Origin of the sequence: Methylomonas lenta, from assembly GCF_001644015.1 — a bacterium.
Taxonomy (GTDB): Bacteria; Pseudomonadota; Gammaproteobacteria; order Methylococcales; family Methylomonadaceae; genus Methylomonas; species Methylomonas lenta.
The window spans coordinates 1-2,300 of sequence record NZ_LUUI01000034.1 but is presented as its reverse complement, the minus strand read 5'-3'; the positions used below and the strand labels follow the sequence as shown (position 1 = coordinate 2,300).

At 46.3% G+C, this 2,300-nt stretch carries 3 protein-coding genes; all 3 read right to left on the bottom strand.

Translation table 11 applies throughout. The features are described 5' to 3' along the window. Nucleotides 1–215 (bottom strand): WGR domain-containing protein (locus tag A1359_RS02510; protein ID WP_066977538.1); only part of this gene is annotated, 215 nt, incomplete at its 3' end. 3 nt (nt 216–218) lie between these two features. Next, complete coding sequence (locus tag A1359_RS02505; protein WP_066977535.1) at nt 219–848, bottom strand: recombinase family protein; 630 nt, start codon at nt 846–848, stop codon at nt 219–221. A gap of 94 nt (nt 849–942) precedes the next feature. Next, complete coding sequence (gene ltrA / locus A1359_RS02500; RefSeq protein ID WP_066977533.1) at nt 943–2,217, bottom strand: group II intron reverse transcriptase/maturase; 1,275 nt, start codon at nt 2,215–2,217, stop codon at nt 943–945. Nucleotides 2,218–2,300: the final 83 nt, after the last annotated feature.

The window sequence follows — 2,300 nt, the reverse complement described above, 5'->3', positions numbered from 1 at the left end:
CCTTTTTTACATTTGGCCGCGCTCAACTTCTTCCCGGCGACGATGGCTTCCTCCTGGGTATCGAACCACTCCTTTCTGACGGTACCGGGTGATCCAACCCTGCCCCATTCTTTAATCAGTGACCAATCGTCAAACAAGCCTGGTGTCACAAACATCTGATAAAAACGATGCATGTTGTCTTTGTTATCGTGCCGTTCCATATATAGATGATTCATCGCTTACTCCCCAGAAGAGTGGACCGTATTTTCATATTGCGGTGATTTCAACGCCGCTTCCCGAATCCGCATAATGGTTTGCCGAGTGGTTTTGAACTCCCGAGCCAACTCCGAAACGTTGCTGCCAGCGGCCAAGCGTTTGACAACGTCAGCCCGCGCTTCCGCATTGAGCGCCGGCGGCCGGCCAAACTGTTTCCCCTCTGCCTTCGCGCGACTAATCCCCGCTTGGGTTCGCTCAATCAGCAAGTCACGCTCAAACTCGGCGACCGCCGCAATCACCTGCATGGTCATCTTGCCGGCAGAACTGGTCAGATCAACCCCGCCTAACGCCAGACAATGAACACGAACACCGGAATCAGAAAGGTGCTCGACGGTGGCCCTTACATCCATGGCGTTTCGACCGAGCCGATCCAGTTTGGTTACTACCAACACATCGCCCGCTTCCATCCGCTCGATCAATTTATTAAAACCAGGTCGTTCTTTAGCCGCAACTGAACCGCTGATACTTTCTTCAACCAAACGATGCCGTTGAATGGCAAAACCGGCGGTTTGAATTTCCAGGCTTTGATTTTGGGTAGTTTGATCTGTGGTCGACACTCGACAGTAAGCAAAGAATCGAGGTAGAACAGCCAGTTACCCGACTGCCCCCTCACAGATCCCTGCGTGCGGAATTACCGCACAGGGCTCTTCAAAACTGCTCACTTTGCACACGGCTTCCTTATAATTCTTAGAAAGCATGAAGTATGCGTGGTTTGGCTATTCTAAAATGCTTAATCAGCGCTCCAAAGCCTGTCCAGTTGTAGCTCTTTCGCTGACTACGTCGGTTAAGCCATTTGAAAAGTAGTCCTATAACTCGAAACACGAAATCATTGAGACTTTGAAAATTCCCAGTCACTCCATAGTAGCTATAGTAGCCAATTAGTTTCCTATTCAGCTTCTCAAAGAGTATTTTCTTTGGCAGACTACAATTCTTCTGAAACCATACTTTGTAATTTGCTATTGAAGTCCTAAGTTTATTTCGTGATGTGCGTCGTTTTAAAACCGGATAGCTCCACCGATTAACACACCAGCGAAATTCAAACCCCAGGAAATCAAATTTCGTTTTCACCCACGTCTTGCGTTGACTAAACTCAATAATCTGAGTCTTGTCCTCGGCAACTTCAAGGCCAAAACGAGCTAATCTCTGAATTAACGCTTTGTAAAAGCGTTGCGCATCTTTTTCATATTGAAATGCACAGACAAAATCATCCGCAAATCGGCATAAATAAATACGCCCTACGCAATGCGTCCGCACTATTTCATCAAACCATACATCCAAGACATTATGAAGATAGATATTAGCCAAAATTGGTGAAACACTTCCCCCTTGTGGAGTTCCCATCAAGGGATGTAACACCTGACCATCTGTTTCCAATACGCCTGCTTTCAACCATTTCCGAATAAGATTTAAGAAAGGTTTGTCATCTATTCGCTTGGCCAACATGTCCATTAACAAATCATGGTTTATGGCATTGAAGAAGCCTTTAATATCAGCTTCAACCACGACATGATACTTTCCTGATTTCAGTTCGCCCGTTAAGTCTTTAATGGCATTATGAGCGCTTGTTCTAGGTCGGTATCCATAACTACAGGACAAAAAGTCTTGCTCATAGATGGCTTCTAATATCTTCGCTACTGCAATTTGCAGTAGCTTGTCGGCAATGGCCGGTATCCCTAATGGGCGCAACTTGCCGCCCGCTTTCGGAATATATTTTCTAAGAACCAACTTTGCCCGATACGTCCCCTCTTTGACTTGTTCCGCTAATTGCTGAATATTGCCGACCAGATTATCTTCATACGCAATTGCATCAAGTTTATCTACACCAGCACTTGCTCTTCGGTTGATAAAATCCCAACACCAAAACAAGAATCCGGCCGTCAGCACACCAAATAGGTTCCGAAACCGGTAAGTTTTATCTTGTGCCGCTTTGTTTGCTATCCCCTGCAGGGAGGTTTGCTTCATGTGTCCAGTCCTTCATGCCTGGTAAAAGTTACCTTTGCAGGCTACGCAGTTTTGTCCGCCCCTTCCCCATGTACGTGGCTTTC

What these genes read in the sequence shown, in the direction of transcription:
- ltrA (WP_066977533.1), bottom strand. Translation starts at nt 2,217, where the DNA reads ATGAAGCAAACCTCCCTGCAGGGGATAGCAAACAAAGCGGCACAAGAT.